General features: G+C 65.2%; 14 protein-coding genes. 5 read left to right on the forward strand and 9 right to left on the reverse strand.

The window, feature by feature from the left end:
• Position 1: 1 nt before the first annotated feature.
• The 4 genes from UNPF46_RS25355 to coxB form a co-directional block, all read right to left on the reverse strand.
• Positions 2 to 178, reverse strand: coding sequence for a cytochrome c oxidase system small membrane protein (locus tag UNPF46_RS25355; protein ID WP_063197888.1), 177 nt, complete (start codon positions 176 to 178; stop codon positions 2 to 4).
• Positions 175 to 1,119: a heme o synthase gene (locus tag UNPF46_RS25360; RefSeq protein ID WP_100177978.1), complete on the reverse strand. Its 945-nt coding sequence runs from the start codon at positions 1,117 to 1,119 to the stop codon at positions 175 to 177. Before UNPF46_RS25360 ends, UNPF46_RS25355 begins: the two co-directional genes overlap by 4 nt.
• 60 nt (positions 1,120 to 1,179) lie before the next feature.
• Positions 1,180 to 2,799, reverse strand: coding sequence for a cytochrome c oxidase subunit I (gene ctaD / locus UNPF46_RS25365; protein ID WP_100177979.1), 1,620 nt, complete (start codon positions 2,797 to 2,799; stop codon positions 1,180 to 1,182).
• An 87-nt stretch (positions 2,800 to 2,886) separates the two neighbouring features.
• Positions 2,887 to 3,726, reverse strand: coding sequence for a cytochrome c oxidase subunit II (coxB, locus tag UNPF46_RS25370; protein WP_100177980.1), 840 nt, complete (start codon positions 3,724 to 3,726; stop codon positions 2,887 to 2,889).
• A 479-nt stretch (positions 3,727 to 4,205) separates the two neighbouring features.
• On the opposite strand from coxB, the gene UNPF46_RS25375 reads away from it, so the two are divergent.
• The 4 genes from UNPF46_RS25375 (at position 4,206) to UNPF46_RS25390 (ending at position 7,879) form a co-directional block, all read left to right on the forward strand.
• Positions 4,206 to 4,751, forward strand: coding sequence for an invasion associated locus B family protein (locus tag UNPF46_RS25375; RefSeq protein WP_100177981.1), 546 nt, complete (start codon positions 4,206 to 4,208; stop codon positions 4,749 to 4,751).
• Between the two features lie 309 nt (positions 4,752 to 5,060).
• Positions 5,061 to 6,488 (forward strand): metalloprotease TldD, encoded by a 1,428-nt coding sequence (tldD, locus tag UNPF46_RS25380; RefSeq protein ID WP_100181249.1) that lies wholly within the window; start codon positions 5,061 to 5,063, stop codon positions 6,486 to 6,488.
• Entirely contained in the window at positions 6,485 to 7,261 is a 777-nt protein-coding gene (gene lepB, locus UNPF46_RS25385) for a signal peptidase I (RefSeq protein WP_100177982.1), read from the forward strand. Before tldD ends, lepB begins: the two co-directional genes overlap by 4 nt.
• Before the next feature lie 51 nt (positions 7,262 to 7,312).
• Entirely contained in the window at positions 7,313 to 7,879 is a 567-nt protein-coding gene (locus UNPF46_RS25390; RefSeq protein ID WP_142251825.1) for a nucleotidyltransferase family protein, read from the forward strand.
• 124 nt (positions 7,880 to 8,003) lie between these two features.
• Here the strand turns inward: UNPF46_RS25390 and UNPF46_RS25395 are convergent, their stop codons facing one another.
• From UNPF46_RS25395 to UNPF46_RS25405, 3 genes are all read right to left on the reverse strand, one after another.
• Positions 8,004 to 8,582, reverse strand: a complete 579-nt coding sequence (locus UNPF46_RS25395) for a PAN domain-containing protein (protein WP_097657220.1) — start codon at positions 8,580 to 8,582, stop codon at positions 8,004 to 8,006.
• A 111-nt stretch (positions 8,583 to 8,693) separates the two neighbouring features.
• Positions 8,694 to 10,064, reverse strand: a complete 1,371-nt coding sequence (locus tag UNPF46_RS25400) for a glutamate--cysteine ligase (RefSeq protein ID WP_100177984.1) — start codon at positions 10,062 to 10,064, stop codon at positions 8,694 to 8,696.
• 99 nt (positions 10,065 to 10,163) lie between these two features.
• Entirely contained in the window at positions 10,164 to 10,661 is a 498-nt protein-coding gene (locus UNPF46_RS25405) for a MarR family winged helix-turn-helix transcriptional regulator (RefSeq protein ID WP_063197904.1), read from the reverse strand.
• A gap of 125 nt (positions 10,662 to 10,786) precedes the next feature.
• Between UNPF46_RS25405 and gstA the strand changes: the two genes are divergently transcribed.
• Complete coding sequence (gene gstA, locus UNPF46_RS25410) at positions 10,787 to 11,401, forward strand: glutathione transferase GstA (protein WP_100177985.1); 615 nt, start codon at positions 10,787 to 10,789, stop codon at positions 11,399 to 11,401.
• A 127-nt stretch (positions 11,402 to 11,528) separates the two neighbouring features.
• Here gstA and UNPF46_RS25415 read toward each other — a convergent pair whose 3' ends face one another.
• Together UNPF46_RS25415 and UNPF46_RS25420 are read right to left on the reverse strand one after the other, a co-directional pair.
• Positions 11,529 to 13,742, reverse strand: coding sequence for an FAD-dependent oxidoreductase (locus tag UNPF46_RS25415; RefSeq protein WP_142251826.1), 2,214 nt, complete (start codon positions 13,740 to 13,742; stop codon positions 11,529 to 11,531).
• Positions 13,743 to 13,760: 18 nt separating this feature from the next.
• The gene (locus UNPF46_RS25420) at positions 13,761 to 14,969 is read right to left on the reverse strand and encodes an acetyl-CoA C-acetyltransferase (protein WP_100177987.1); all 1,209 of its coding nucleotides are present in this window, start codon (positions 14,967 to 14,969) and stop codon (positions 13,761 to 13,763) included.
• Positions 14,970 to 15,017: the final 48 nt, after the last annotated feature.

Below are 15,017 nucleotides of genomic sequence, written 5' to 3' on the forward strand. Positions count from 1 at the left end.
CCTACATCGGCCGCACGAGGACCGCGGGTCCCTTGACCATGGTGACGGCAAAGAACAGCACCACGAGCACGCCGAGCGCCAGAGCGATGGCGATCGAGCGCTGACGACGGCTCTTCTTCTGCGCCTCGGTGAGGACGATTCCGTCTGTCTCGGGTTTGTCGGCCATCGCTGTGATCATGCGCCCCCAACCATCGGAGCCAGCGCACGGAACACGACCTCGGCCAGCAGGGTCGCGAACAGCACGAACAGATAGAGGATCGAGAAGGCGAACAGCTTGCGGGTCGCGCGCAGCGACGCAGCTCGCTCGCGGCGCAGATAGACGTTGATCGCCAGCACCAGCATGCCGGCGCCGAGGATCAGCGAGACGATGCCGTAAATCGCGTCGAAATAGCCGAGCGCCCAGGGCGCGGCGGCGACCGCGATCAGCACGACGGTGTAGAGCAGGATCTGCAGCCGCGTCGCGTCGGGACCGGCGACGTTGGGCAGCATCGGAATGCCGGCGCGCGCATAGTCGTCGGAGCGGAACAGCGCCAGCGCCCAGAAATGCGGCGGGGTCCAGAAGAAGATGATGGCGAACAGCAGCAGCGGCTCGACGTCGACCGTGCCCGTGACGGCGGCCCAGGCCACGACCGGCGGCAGCGCGCCGGCGGCGCCGCCGATCACGATGTTCTGCGCGGTCCAGCGCTTCAGGCCCATCGTGTAGATCACGACGTAGAAGAAGATGGTGAAGGCGAGCAGCGCGCCCGCGATCCAGTTGACGAGGATGCCGAGCGTCATCACCGAGAAGAACGACAGCGTCAGGCCGAACGCCATCGCCTCGGGTCGGGTGATGCGGCCGCGCGGGATCGGCCGGTTCGCCGTGCGCGACATCTTGGAGTCGATGTCGCCTTCGAGCGCCATGTTGAGCGCGCCGGAGGCGCCGGCGCCGACGGCGATGCAGAGCAGCGAGGTGATCGCCAGCACCCAGTGGAAATGCCCGGGCGCCATTGCCATGCCGACCAGCGCGGTGAAGATCACCAGCGACATCACCCGCGGCTTCAACAGCGCGATGTAGTCGCCGACCTCCGCCTCGGAGATGCGGGGATTGATGTCGATGGCGTTGTGGTCGAGCACGGACACGAATTCAACTCGCTTCCTTATAGCGCCGCGGCGCCCGTCACGGGCGCCGCGGCTGATGGCTTACTGCACGCGGGGCAGCACTTCGAACTGGTGGAAGGGCGGCGGCGAGGGCAAGGTCCATTCCAGCGTGGTCGCACCCGCACCCCACGGATTGTCCCCGGCCGGCACCTTCTTCATGAAGGCGTCGAGCACGCAGTAGAGGAAGATCAGCACGCCGAAGCCGGAGATGTAGGAGCCGACCGACGAGACCAGGTTCCATCCCGCGAACGCGTCGGGATAGTCGACGTAGCGGCGCGGCATGCCCGACAGGCCGAGGAAGTGCTGCGGGAAGAACACCAGGTTGACGCCGATGAAGGTGACCCAGAAGTGCGCCTTCGCGAGCGTCTCGTTGTACATGTAGCCCGACATCTTCGGGAACCAGTAGTACCAGCCGGCGAAGATCGCGAACACCGCACCGAGCGACAGCACGTAGTGGAAGTGGGCGACGACGTAGTAGGTCTCCTGCAGCACGCGGTCGACGCCCGCGTTCGCCAGCACGACGCCGGTGACGCCGCCGACCGTGAACAGGAAGATGAAGCCCACCGCCCAGATCATCGGCGCCCGGAATTCGATCGAGCCGCCCCACATCGTGGCGATCCAGGAGAAGATCTTCACGCCGGTCGGAACCGCGATCACCATCGTCGCGGCGACGAAATAGGCCTGCGTCGCCGAGGACATGCCGACCGTGTACATGTGGTGCGCCCACACCACGAAGCCGATGCCGCCGATCGCGACCATGGCGTAGGCCATGCCGAGATAGCCGAACACGGGCTTGCGCGAGAAGGTCGAGATGATCTGGCTGACCATGCCGAAGCCGGGCAGGATCAGGATGTACACCTCGGGGTGACCGAAGAACCAGAACAGATGCTGGAACAGCACCGGGTCGCCGCCGCCATCAGGCGCGAAGAAGGTCGTGCCGAAATTGCGGTCGGTGAGCAGCATGGTGATCGCGCCGGCGAGCACCGGCAGCGACAGCAGCAGCAGGAACACCGTCACCAGGATCGACCACACGAACAGCGGCATCTTGTGCAGGGTCATGCCCGGCGCGCGCATGTTGAAGATGGTGGTGATGAAGTTGATCGCGCCGAGGATCGACGAGGCACCCGCCAGATGCAGCGACAGGATCGCGAAGTCGACGGCCGGACCCGGATGGCCGGAGCTCGACAGCGGCACGTACATGGTCCAGCCGGCGCCGACGCCGTTGGCACCCGGCTCGCCCTCGACGAAGGTCGACATCAGCAGCAGGCCGAAGGAGGCCGGCAGCAGCCAGAACGAGATGTTGTTCATGCGCGGGAACGCCATGTCGGGCGCGCCGATCATCAGCGGGACGAACCAGTTGCCGAAGCCGCCGATCATCGCGGGCATGACCATGAAGAAGATCATGATCAGACCGTGCGAGGTCACGAACACGTTATAGGTGTGCGTCTCGTGGAAGATCTGCACGCCCGGATACATCAGCTCGGCACGGATCGCGATCGACATCGCGGCACCGATGACGCCGGCGATGACCGCGAAGATCAGGTACATCGTGCCGATGTCCTTGTGATTGGTCGAATAGACGTAGCGCCGCCATCCGGTCGGATGGGCGTGCTCGTCATGTCCGTGGGCGTGATCGCCGTGTGCCGCTGCGCTCGTTGCCATTTTCAAATCCTGCCTTGCGTCCCATTCGGACCTTTGGAGGTCCCGCCCTTATGTCGCTCTCAGTCCCTTGGAGCCGTCGCCCGGCGCTTACTGCGTCGGGCCGGCTGCGGAGGCGTAGGTGCTGGTGCCGCCGCTCGCGTATTTCTTCTTCGCCGTCTCGACCCAGGAGGCGAACTCCTGATCGCTCACCACACGCACGGCGATCGGCATGAAAGCGTGGTCCTTGCCGCACAGTTCAGAGCACTGACCGTAATACATGCCGGTCTTGGTGGCCTTGAACCAGGTCTCGTTCAGCCGGCCCGGAATGGCGTCGATCTTGACGCCGAAAGCCGGCACCGCGAAGGCGTGGATGACATCGGCGCCGGTGGTCTGGACGCGAATCACCTTGTTCACCGGCACCACCATCTCGTTGTCGACGCCGAGCAGACGGGGCTGCTTGTCCTGCGCCATCAGCGAATCGAACTCGAACTTGCCGTTATCGGGATAGGCGTAGGACCAGTACCACTGCTTGCCGGTCGCCTTGATGGTGATATCCGCCTTCGGCACGTCGAGCTCGAGGAACAGAAGCCGGAACGACGGCACCGAGATGCCCACCAGGATCAGCACGGGAACAAGCGTCCAGGCCACCTCGATCAGCGTGTTGTGGGTGGTGCGCGAGGGAACCGGATTGGCCCGCGCGTTGAACTTGATGACCACGACCACGAGCAGCGCCAGAACGAACAGCGTGATCAGGGTGATCAGCACGAACAGGAAGTTGTGGAACCAGACGATGTTGTCCATCACCGGGGAGCCGGACTCCTGAAGCGTCCATTCCCAAGGCTTCGGCTGCCCGAGCTCGGCAAATGCCGCGCCGCCCGTCGCCAGCGTCAGACCCGCCACGGCCAATCCCAGCAAGTGCCGGCCCACCGGGCCCATCGACATCCTCATGCCGTTCGCGCTCCCCTTACGAAATCACCCCAAGTGCGCTCCCCTGTGTCCGGGAAACGCTTATTCGATCCGCCCGCCTGACAAACCGCCGCGCAAGAATGCCTCCAAGAGAAAGAATACCTCTAAGAGGAAATCGGGCCAGATCGCTAGAACGCCGAAATCAAGCCTCTCAAACCATAATTTTTGATCTATCGCAATGCAGTCTTGAGACCGGTCTGTCAGCCATCACCCGCAAGATAATTCCTAGTAATATCGGACAAAAATACCGTTGGCCGGGATGCTGCAGCTTGACAGCGGAATTGCCCGCGTTAGGCACTGGCAGATGGCCGCGCAGGAACCTGATTCGTGCGGGCGGCGGCGGTGCGAGGCGGCGTGGAATTTGCTTGAGAATCGCCTTCAAGACGCCGTCATTCCCGTATCAGTCCGCCAGAATAGTCCGCCAAGCGCGAGCGACCCAGGCGAGCAGAGGGACCGACCCGATGGGGCTTTCGAAATCGATGGCAAGGCTGGCTAGAAGGCAGCTGACCCGCCTCCCGGCGCTGGCCAGCCTGCTGGCTGCGCTCGTCCTTCTGGCACTTCCCGGCTTCGCCCATGCGCAGGGCGCAGTGCGCTCCGTCCATGGCGACTGGCAGATTCGCTGCGACACGCCTCCGGGCGCCCAGACCGAGCAATGCGCCCTGATCCAGAGCGTGGTCGCCGAAGACCGCTCCAATGCCGGCCTGACCGTCATCGTGCTGAAGACCGCCGACCAGAAGAGCCGCCTGATGCGCGTGGTCGCGCCCCTGGGCGTTCTGCTGCCCTCCGGCCTCGGCCTCAAGCTCGACAACCAGGACGTCGGCCGCGCCGGCTTCGTCCGATGCCTGCCCAATGGCTGCGTCGCCGAGGTCGTCATGGACGACAAGCTGCTCGGCCAGCTCCGCACCGCCAAGACCGCCACCTTCATCATCTTTGAGACGCCGGAAGAAGGCATCGGCTTCCCGCTCAGCCTGAACGGCCTCGGCGAGGGCTACGACAAGCTGCCGTAGGGGCTGCGCTCCGATCGCACGTTCTCAATCCCGTCATCCTGAGGCGCGAGTTCGGCAGCGCGGTCGCGCTGCCGTGCGAGCCTCGAAGGATGAACGGCCACGCTGCCAGCCGGGCCGTCGCCCTTCGAGGCTCGCCTTGCTTTGCAAGCCGAGCACCTCAGGGTGACGGTGATGGATGGATGCTGGCGGCACGCGCTGGCGAGTGCCCCCTACCCATCCTATCGTTTCCGTAATGTGACGCCCCGCCCCCTCGCGGAACCGGTCCGAAACCATTATCTTGCCCCACATCTTCCGCTAATGGACGGACGCATGACAAACCCTGCCACGACCTCCCTGCTCGACCGCGCCAATCTCGACCGCGACCAGGTTCGCCACGAGGTCGCGCGCGGGCTTTCCGGTGCCGACGACGGCGAGCTGTTCCTGGAGTACAGCCAGACCGAAGCGCTGATGTTCGACAATGGGCGGCTGAAGCAGGCGACCTACGACACCTCGCAGGGTTTCGGCTTACGCGCCGTCAAGGATGATGCCGTGGGCTATGCGCACTCCTCCGACGTCTCGCTGCCGGCGCTGATTCGCGCTGCGGACGCGGTCGCGGCCGTACGCGGCGGCTATTCCGGCAGCTTTGCCGCGCCGCCTCCCCACACCAATGTCCGCCTCTACGGCGACGACAATCCGCTCGATGCCCCCGGCTTCGAGACCAAGGTCAAGCTGCTGGCCGAGATCGACGCGTATCTGCGCGACAAGGATCCGCGGGTGCGGCAGGTCAGCGTCAGCCTGGGCGCGACCTGGCAGGTCGTCGAGATCCTGCGGCCGGACGGCGAGAGCTATCGCGACATCCGTCCGCTCGTGCGCGTCAACATTTCCGTCGTTGCCGGCCAGGGCGACCGCCAGGAAAGCGGCAGCAAGGGCTATGGCGGCCGCGCCGGCTATGCCGAATTCATCGAGAGCAAGAACTGGCGCGATGCCGCCGACGGCGCGTTGCGCGAGGCCCTGGTCAATCTGGAATCGATCCCCGCCCCCGCCGGCGAGATGGACGTCGTGTTGGGCGCCGGCTGGCCCGGCGTGATGCTGCATGAAGCGGTCGGTCATGGCCTCGAAGGCGATTTCAACCGCAAGAAGACGTCTGCGTTTGCCGGCCTGATGGGCCAGCAGGTCGCGGCCAAGGGAGTCACTGTGGTCGACGACGGCACCATTGCCTCGCGCCGCGGCTCGCTGTCGATCGACGACGAGGGCACGCCGACCAATCGCACCGTGCTGATCGAGGACGGCATCCTGGTCGGCTACATGCAGGACCGCCAGAACGCGCGGCTGATGAACATGAAGCCGACCGGCAACGGCCGTCGCCAGGGCTACGCCCATGTGCCGATGCCGCGCATGACCAACACCTACATGCTCGCGGGCGACCGCGATCCGGCCGAGATCCTGGCGTCGGTGAAGAACGGCGTCTTCGCCGCGAATTTCGGCGGCGGCCAGGTCGACATCACCTCGGGCAAATACGTGTTCCAGTGCACCGAGGCCTACAAGATCGAGAACGGCAAGATCGGCGCGCCGCTGAAGGGCGCCATGCTGATCGGCAACGGGCCGACCGATCTGCATCGCATCCGCATGATCGGCAACGACCTCGCGCTCGATACCGGCATCGGCACCTGCGGCAAGAACGGACAGGGCGTGCCGGTCGGCGTCGGCCAGCCGTCGCTTCTGATGGAACGCATCACTGTGGGTGGAACGGGCGCATGAGCGTTGAGAAGGTAACTGCCGCTCCGAAGCGGAAGAGCAGCGGCTGGGGCGGGCAGATCGTCCAGCTCGCCGGCATCGTCGCCGCGGTCTTCATCGCCAAGGGCGCGCTCGCCGAGCCGTTCTACGTGCCCTCGGGCTCGATGGAGCCGACGCTGCTGATCGGCGATGCGCTGCTCGCCTCGAAATTCCCCTATGGCTACGGCACCTCGTCGCTGCCGATCCAGATCAATCTGCCGGAGAGCGGCCGCGTGTTCGCGGAGACGCCGAAGCAGGGCGACGTGGTGGTGTTTCGCTGGCCCGGCGATCGTTCCCAGGCCTGGGTCAAACGCGTCGTCGGGCTTCCCGGCGACCGCATCCAAATGCGGCAGGGCCAGCTCTTCATCAACGACCGCCCCGCCGAGCTGAAGCCTGACGGCGTTGGCGCCGCCGAGGACGACAATGGCGGCAGCGAGCCCGCCTACCGTTACGTCGAGACGCTGCCGAACGGCGTCTCGCATCTGATCTTCAAGATGCGCGACAACGGCCCGCTCGACAACACGCCGGAAGTGACGGTGCCGGCTGGCCACCTCTTCGTGCTCGGCGACAACCGCGACAACTCCGCCGACAGCCGCGTGCCGCTGCGCTCCGGCGGCGTCGGCCTGCTGCCGATCGACAATCTGATCGGCCGTGCGGATGCGGTGGTCGGCTCCTGGGACCTCGGCATGCGCAGCCAGCCGGTGTACACTTGGCTGTCCGGCTTCCGGCTCGCACGGTTCTTCACCGCCGTGCATTGAGCTTTCACTCACGTCACCTCTCCCGCGAACGGGAGAGGGAGAGCAGCAGCGATGAACCGCGACGAATTTCTCGCCCTCGCGCTGCAAAATCCAGCCAACGCCACAATCGTCGCCGAACTCGATCGCCTCGCGCTGCCCGATGCATGGCTGGTCTCGGGATGCCTGGTGCAAACGGTGTGGAACGTCCTCACGGGCCGCGCGGTCGATCACGGCATCGCCGATTACGACGCGTTCTATTTCGATCCTGATACCTCGTGGGACGCGGAGGACGCCGTGATCCGTGCGCTGCATGCGCGGCTCGGAGATCTCGGCATCAAGGTCGAGATCCGCAACCAGGCGCGCGTGCATCTGTGGTATCCCGCCAAGCACGGCCTGCCCTATCCGCCGCTTCGAGGTTCGCGGGAAGGCATCGACCGCTTCCTCACGCAGAACACGCAGATCGGCGTCCGGCGCGTAGGCGATGGCTATGAGGTCTACGCGCCGCATGGCTTCGACGATATCGCGGGGCTGATCGCGCGGCCCAATCCGGGCCCAAATTTCTCCGCGGCGAATTACGCGGTGAAGGCGAAGCGATGGAAGAGGTTGTGGCCGGAGCTCACCGTGATTGCGGCGGAATGAGATGCCTCTCCACGTCATGGCCGGGCTTGACCCGGCCATCCACGCGCAGCCGCGATTGAGGAACGACGTGGATGCCCGGGTCAAGCCCGGGCATGACGACCATGTGCGTCACGATAGCTAAATCCTACCGCACCACGCCCGAGGTGAATCCCGCCTTCCGTCGCGGCGGCTTGATTTCCTTCTTCAGGAAGCAGCGCGCCTCGCGCCCGGTGTAGCCGGGGCGGGCATAGGTGAAGGCGCGGCATTTGTTGTCGGCGGTGCACGCGGCCTTGCAGGCCTCCACGCCGTCGCCTTCCTTCAGGTCGAAGTTGCGCAGATCACCGCCCGGACGGTCGATCGACGTCTCCACGCCCTCGACCCGCGGCTCGATCACGCCGGCGCCGCGAACGCCGGAGATGCAGCAGCTGCCCGGCACGCGCGCCGGCACGGTGTTCTTCAGCCAGCAGACCGCCGAGCCGCCTTCGACGTCGGGATAGCTGAAGCTCCACGAGCGGCAGCGGCGGTCGCGCTCGCACAGCAGCGCGCAATCCTCGGGATCGCCTGAGGCAACAGGCGCGCTGAAATAGTCGCCGCCGGGCCGGTCGAATGCAGTCTGGGCGCGCGCCGGCACGCTCGCGAAGGCGAGCGAAAGCAGCGTGACACAAGCCACGACGCAAGCCATGACCTTTGCCATGAAGGCCCGGGACTGGCGGCCCTTCCCCATCGGAACAGCTTTCTAATTATTGACGACGCTCGGCTTTTTCGGCCGGTCATTTGATCGCCGCAAACCTGTATGGGCGATGAACGGCTGAAACCCTGGTCGTTGGCCTATGGTTTAGAAAGCGTATTCGGCGTAGGCCGGTTCCACCGAGCCGTTCCAGGGACCGTTGAACTTGTCCAACATTTCCTCGGCCGGCGTCCGGCCGGAATCGATGATGCGGTCGAGCGGCTCCAGATGCCGCGTTTCGTCGCGGCCGAGCTGGTCGATCCGGCCGCGCCGGCGCAGGCCCGCATGTGCCAGAACGAGGCATTCCTTGGCGATCTCGAACAAATAACGGTTCTTGATCCGCGCCTTGAAGCCGAAGCGCGGCACGTCGTCGCGCAGGGCCTGACGCTCGGGTGCGGTCCAGTGCTTGACGATCTCCCAGGCGGCATCGAGCGCGACGTCGTCATAGAGCAGCCCGACCCAGAACGCCGGCAGCGCCGGCAACCGGCCCCAGGGTCCGCCGTCGGAGCCGCGCATCTCGAGATAGCGCTTGAGCCGCACTTCCGGGAAGATCGTGGAGAGATGGTTGGCCCAGTCCGACAGCGTCGGACGCTCGCCGGGAAGATTGTTGTTGCGGCCCTCGAAGAAGGCGCGGAACGAGGAGCCCGACACGTCGATATAGTCCTCGTCGCGCTTGACGAAATACATGGGCACGTCGAGCGCGTAGTCGACATAGCGCTCGAACCCCATGCCGTCCTCGAACGCCCACGGCATCATGCCGGACCGCGCATTGTCGGTGTCGCGCCAGATCTCGGAGCGGAAGGACAAAAAGCCGTTCGGCTTGCCTTCGGTGAACGGCGAGTTGGCGAACAGCGCTGTTGCGACCGGCTGCAGCGCGAGCGACACGCGCAGCTTCTTGACCATGTCCGCTTCGGAGGAGAAGTCGAGATTGGTCTGCACCGTGCAGGTCCGGTACATCATGTCGAGGCCGTACTGGCCGACCTTCGGCATGTAGTTGGTCATGATCTTGTAGCGGCCCTTGGGCATCATCGGGATGTCCGCGCGCGACCAGGACGGGGTCATGCCGAGGCCGAGAAAGCCAATGCCGAGGGGCGTTGCGATCTCGCGCACCTGCGCCAGATGCGCCATCACCTCGCTCTGGGTCTGGTGCACGTTCTCGACCGGAGCGCCGGACAGCTCGAACTGTCCGCCGGGCTCGAGCGAGATCGCCCCGCCGCCGGTGACGTCGTAGAGGCCGATGATGTTGCCTTTCTCCATGATCGGCTCCCAGCCGAGCAGGAGCTTCATGCCTTCGAGCAGCGCGCCGATGCCCCGCGCGCCTTCGTAAGGCACCGGACGATGGCCTTCGAGCGTGAAGGGCGTCTTCTCGTGCTCGGTGCCCATGCGCCACTCGGACGCCGGCTTGCAGCCGGCCTCGAACCACGCCACGAGCTCGTCGCGTGACTGCAGCGGCGTCATATCGATCTGGTCTCGCGCCATATCAAACTCTAATCAAAGGCGCTTCGATCGAATGCGCGCGGGTGACGGGGATGGTCCGCGAACCCACCGGGCGCACGGACGAGCTTGTGTGCCGCGCGATCATCGCGACGGCGAGGTTTCGTTGACGTTGGCGACGGGCGGCAGCTTCATCTCGCCGCACGAGCAGCCCAGGCGGTCGAGCAGACCGCTGAGCTTGACGGCATCGGCATCGGACAGTTTCGAGCCGACATATTTCTCGATCGCGGCGGAATAGGCGCCCCACATCCGCTTCTGCAGCTCGCGGCCGGCTTCCGTGATCTCGACGAACTGGCCGCGCTTGTCGATCTTGCATTCGCGCCGCGAGGCGAGGCCCTCGTCGACCAGGCGGTCGATCAGGCGCGAGGTGGAATATTGCGGGATCAGCATCTGCCGTTCCAGCTCGACCGGCCGCAACTCGCCCGAGGGAGCACGCGACAATTCCAGCAGCGCGTCGTACCATGCCAGCGGCGGGAAGCCGGCCTTCTTCAGGTCCTGCTCGACGCAATCGAGCACGCGGCTCTGCACCCGCATCAGGCGGATCCAGGCGGAGGTCGCCTCGGTCGATGGTTTGCGTTTCATGGTCCCGCTCAAGCTCGTCGCCCGTCTCTTACCTCATTTGATGCAGCTGCATCAATCTTGACTATTCCAAGCAGATGCATGTAATCGCTCTTTCGGCCGAACCAAGCTCAAGAGAAGGAAATTCCATGAAGCTGTACTATTCGCCCGGTGCCTGCTCGCTGTCCCCCCACATCGCGCTCCTGGAAGCCGGCCTGCCCTATGAGCTGGTCAAGGTCGATATCCGGGCCAAGAAGCTCGAAAATGGTGAGGATTATCTGAAGCTGAACCCCAAGGGCCAGGTCCCTGCGCTGGGCCTCGACAGCGGTGAGATCGTGACCGAAGGGCCGGTGATTGTCCAGATGATCGCCGATCAGGCCTCAGCCAAGGCGCTGGCGCCGGCCCACGGCAGTTCCGAGCGCTACAAGCTGCTGGAGTGGCTCAACTTCCTCACCTCCGAGGTGCACAAGAGCTTCGGCCCGATGTTCGCGCCGGCGCTGAACGACGAGGCCAAGGCCTTCTTCAAAGACCGCGTCATGGGCAAGCTGAAATATATCGACAGCCAGCTCGCCGGCCGCGACTACCTGATGGGCAAGCAGTTCACGGTGGCCGACGGCTATCTCTTCACGATGCTGACCTGGGCCGACCGGATGAAGTTCGATCTCTCAGGCATGCCGAACCTTGCCGCCTACAAGGCCCGCGTCGCCGCGCGGCCGCAGGTGCAGGAAGCATTGAAGAAGGAAGGCCTCGCGCAGGCGAAGTGATCCTTCGTCATTCCGGGGCGCCGCGACGCGGCGAACCCGGAATCTCGCAATTGTTGCACGACCGAGCGAAGCCGATCGAGATTCCGGATCAGTCCGCGTTGCGGACTGTCCGGAATGACGGGCCAGATCAAGCCGCCGCCTTCTTCGGCGCGAAGCGGCCGTAGAAGGTTTCGCCCTTTGCCGCCATCTCTTCGAGCAGCTTGGGCGGGGTGAAGCGCGAGCCGTACTTGGCCTCGAGCTTGTGGCAGAGCTCGACGAACTTCTTCGTGCCCATGAAGTCGATATAGGACAGCGTGCCGCCGGTGAACGGCGCGAAGCCGAAGCCGAGGATCGAGCCGACATCCGCCTCGCGCGGATCGGTGATGACGTGGTCCTCGACCGTGCGCGCGGCTTCCACCGCCTGCACCACCAGGAAGCGCTGCTTCAGCTCCTCGACGTCGAGCGTATCGGGGTCGAGCTGCTTCGGCTGCAGCGCGGACAGACCCGGCCACAGGCTCTTCGAGCCCTTGCCCTTCTCGGGATAGTCGTAAAAACCCTTGCTGTTCTTGCGGCCGAGGCGGCCCTGCTTCTCGACCATCTCCACCATCAGCTTCTTCTGATCGGGGTTGATGGCGTTGGGGCCGAGATCGGCCTCCGTCGCCTTCATGATCTTGAGGCCGAGGTCGAGCGCGACTTCGTCCGAGAGCGAGAGCGGGCCGACCGGCATGCCGGCCATCTTGGCACAGTTCTCGATCATCGCCGGCGGCACGCCTTCGAGGAACATCTCGTTACCCTCGGCGACGTAGCGGCCGACGCAGCGATTGGCGAAGAAGCCGCGGCTGTCGTTCACCACGATCGGCGTCTTGCCGATCTGGCGGACGTAATCGAGCGCGGTCGCGAGCGCGAGGTCACCGGTGTTCTTGCCCTTGATGATCTCGACCAGCATCATCTTCTCGACCGGCGAGAAGAAGTGGATGCCGACGAACTTGCCCTGGTCCTTGAAGCTTTCGGCCAGCGAGGTGATCGGCAGCGTCGAGGTGTTCGAGGCGAAGATCACGTCCGGCTTCATGTGCTCCTGCGCCTTGGCGAAGGTGTCAGCCTTGACCTTGCGGTCCTCGAACACGGCCTCGATGACGAGGTCGACGTCCCTCAGCGCCGCATAATCCGCGGTCGGGGTGATGCGCGCGAGCAGCGCTTCGGCGTCCGCGGGCTTGGCACGGCCCTTCTTGATCTGCTCCTCGATCACCTTCTGCGCGTGCGCCTTGCCCTTGTCGGCGCTCTCCTGGTCGCGATCGATCAGCACGACGTCGAGGCCGGCACGGGCCGAGACGTAGCCGACGCTCGCGCCCATGAAGCCGGCGCCGATCACGGCGATCTTCTTCACCTTGGTCGCGGGCACGTCCTTCGGACGGCGCGCACCCTTGTTGAGCTCCTGCATCGACAGGAACAGGCTGCGGATCATCGCAGCCGCTTCCTTCGAGCGCAGCACCGAGGTGAAGTAGCGCGACTCCACCCGCAGCGCGGCGTCGATCGGCAGCTGCAGGCCTTCGTAGACGCAGCTCATGATGGCGCGCGCGGCCGGGTAATTGTCGTAGGTCTCGCGGCGATAGATCGCGTTGCCGGCGGGGAACATCATCATGCCGGCCTTGGAGAACACCGGGCCGCCGGGCAGCTTGAAGCCCTTCTCGTCCCAAGGCGCAACCGCCTTGCCGCCGCCCTTGATCCAGTCCTTGGCCGCCTTGATCAGATCGGCGGCGGGAACGATGGCGTGAATCAAATTCAGCGCCTTGGCCTTCTCGACGGTGACCGGATCGCCCTTGAGCAGGATCGTCATCGCATCCTGCGGCGGCACCAGGCGCGGCACGCGCTGCGTGCCGCCGGCGCCCGGGAACAGGCCGACCTTGACCTCGGGCAGGCCGAGACGGGTCTTGGGATTCTCAGCGGCGACGCGGTAGTGGCAGCACAGCGTGATCTCGAAACCGCCGCCGAGCGCGAGCCCGTTGATCGCGGCCGCCCACGGCTTGCCTGAGGTTTCGATCGAGCGCAGCACCAGCGAGAAGCGGCGGCTCTGGTCGAACAGCATCTGGTTCGCCGCGGTCTCGCCCTGTTCCTTGAAGACCTTGGCGTAGGCCTGGTTCATGCCTTCGAGCATGGAGAGATCCGCGCCCGCGCAAAAGGCTTCCTTGGCGGAGGTGATGACGACGCCCTTCACCGCGGCATCAGCCGTGGTCGCCTTGACGATCGCGTCGAGCTCGTTGGTCGAGGTCTCGTCGAGCACGTTCATCGAACGGCCCGGGATGTCCCAGGTGACGAGCGCGATGCCGTCTGCGTCGGTCTCAACCCTGAAGTTCTTGTACGACATGTTGGTTTCTCCCTACCCTTAGACGCGCTCGATGATGGTCGCGGTGCCCATGCCGCCGCCAATGCACAGCGTGACCAGGGCGGTGGACTTGTTGGTGCGCTCGAGCTCGTCGAGCACGGTGCCGAGGATCATCGCGCCGGTCGCCCCGAGCGGATGGCCGAGCGCGATCGCGCCGCCATTGACGTTGATCTTGGCGTTGTCGATGTCGAAGGCCTGGATGTAGCGCAGCACGACGGAGGCGAAGGCCTCGTTCAGCTCGAACAGGTCGATGTCCGATTTCTTCATGCCGGAGCGCGCGAACAGCTTTTCGGTGACGTCGACCGGACCGGTCAGCATCATCGCCGGCTCCGAGCCGATGTTGGCGAACGCACGGATCTTTGCACGCGGCTTCAGGCCGTACTTGGCACCCGCCTCCTTGCTGCCGAGCAGCACGGCGCCGGCGCCGTCGACGATGCCCGACGAGTTGCCGGCGTGGTGCACGTAGTTGACGCGCTCGATCTCCGGGTGCGACTGGATCGCGACGCCGTCAAAACCGCCCATCTGCGCCATCATGGTGAACGCGGGCTGCAGCTGCGCCAGCGACTGCATCGTCGTCGAGGGACGCATGTGCTCGTCCTTGGCGAGGATGGTGAGACCGTTGATGTCCTTCACCGGGACGATCGACTTGTCGAAGCGGCCTTCCTCCCAGGACTTCGCGGCGCGCTGCTGGCTCTGCACCGCATAGGCATCCACATCGTCGCGCGAGAAGCCGTATTTGGTGGCGATCAGATCGGCCGAGACGCCCTGCGGCATGAAGTAAGCGGGGACCGCCATCGAGGGATCCATCGGCCAGGCACCGCCGGAAGCGCCGATGCCGACGCGGCTCATGGATTCGGCGCCGCCGCCGATCACCAGCTCATGCTGCCCGCTCATCACCTGCGCAGCGGCAAAGTTCACGGCATCGAGGCCGGAAGCGCAGAAGCGGCTGATCTGCACGCCGGGCACGGCTTCGCCGAGACCGGCCTTCAGCGCGGCAAAGCGCGCGATGTCGCTGCCCGCTTCCCCGACCGGATCGACCACGCCGAGGATGACGTCGTCGACGGAATCCTCGGGAAGATTGTTGCGGTCCTTCAGCGCCTTCAGCGGCACGGTCGCGAGCGCCAGCGCGGTGACTTCGTGCAGCGAACCGTCAGCCTTGCCGCGGCCGCGCGGGGTGCGGACGTGATCGTAGATATAGGCATCTGCCATGGGAGCCTCCTGATTGCAGTTATGTTGGTGGCGACCGCGGCGCGGTCG

The sequence above is a fragment of the Bradyrhizobium sp. UNPF46 genome (assembly GCF_006658625.1).
GTDB lineage: Bacteria > Pseudomonadota > Alphaproteobacteria > Rhizobiales > Xanthobacteraceae > Bradyrhizobium > Bradyrhizobium nitroreducens.